This window comes from Neobacillus drentensis (assembly GCF_036966985.1).
GTDB lineage: Bacteria > Bacillota > Bacilli > Bacillales > Cytobacillaceae > Neobacillus > Neobacillus drentensis_E.
On record NZ_JBALSN010000625.1, the window covers coordinates 1 to 1,170 of the forward strand.

General features: G+C 36.2%; 2 protein-coding genes. Both read left to right on the forward strand.

What is annotated here, in order from left to right:
* Nucleotides 1-145: 145 nt before the first annotated feature.
* A complete protein-coding gene (locus V7659_RS29295) occupies nt 146-340 on the forward strand; it encodes a hypothetical protein (protein ID WP_335543562.1) in 195 nt (64 codons plus the stop codon).
* A 107-nt stretch (nt 341-447) separates the two neighbouring features.
* Nucleotides 448-1,083, forward strand: a complete 636-nt coding sequence (locus V7659_RS29300) for an FMN-dependent NADH-azoreductase (protein ID WP_335543563.1) — start codon at nt 448-450, stop codon at nt 1,081-1,083.
* Nucleotides 1,084-1,170 lie beyond the last annotated feature (87 nt).

The window sequence follows — 1,170 nt, forward strand, 5'->3', positions numbered from 1 at the left end:
GGTCTTTTTGTGATTATATTTTTTTGATTTTTCATATTATTTATCTTTTTTATTATCGATTTTTGAGTATAATAAGTGATACCTAATACCTATTTTTAAATAATTCTTATGAATGATTAATAGACAAAAATAGGAAAGATATTAGGTGATAATTGTACATAATATAGTGGTAATGGTGGAGGTGATAGGAAATATGGAACAAAAACCTGTACATTATGATGGAAGTTCACAACTAGGTCAGGCAATAAATGAGACATTGGTTAATGAACCATTCCAGATGACTGATGAAATGAGAAGTAATGTTGGTCGTAACCCTTACTCCCTTGATACAAATGAATAAATGATGGAATAAAAAGGATTTGTCTTCGGGCAAATCCTTTTTGATTATTTTTTCGTCTTTTAACTGATAATAATATTGTCTTTATTTAAATGAAAGGTGGAGCATGAATGGTACGTGTATTGTATATAACGGCACATCCTCATAATGAAACACAGTCCTATAGTATGGCGGTAGGTAAGGCTTTTATTGATAGCTATAAACAAGTTAATTCCGGTGATGAGGTTATTCATCTAGATCTGTATAAAGAAAATATACCTCATATTGATGCTGATGTTTTTAGCGGATGGGGGAAGCTCCGATCCGGTCAAGGTTTTGATGAACTAACAGGAGAGGAAAAGCAAAAAGTCAGCCGTCTTAACGAGTTAAGTGAGCAGTTTGTGAGTGCCGATAAATATGTGTTTGTCACGCCTCTATGGAATTTCTCGTTTCCACCTATTATGAAGGCTTATCTTGATTCAGTAGCAGTAGCAGGTAAAACTTTTAAATATACAGAAAAGGGACCAATAGGTTTGTTGACGGATAAAAAAGCCCTGCATATACAAGCCCGAGGTGGATTTTACTCAGAGGGGCCTGCAGCAGAGATGGAAATGGGACACCGGTATATTAGTGTGATGATGAGTTTCTTTGGTGTTCCTTCCCTTGAGGGGCTGTTTGTAGAAGGTCATAATGCCATGCCTGACAAAGCGCAAGAAATTAAAGAAAATGCAATTGCAAGAGCAAAAGATTTGGCACATACCTTCTAAAAAGAGCTTGAAAAAGTGAGTTGCTATTCATTAGGTTGATAATCCCCCTGTTGATTGGAGTGGAAGGTGCGTAGACTCCTGCGGGAG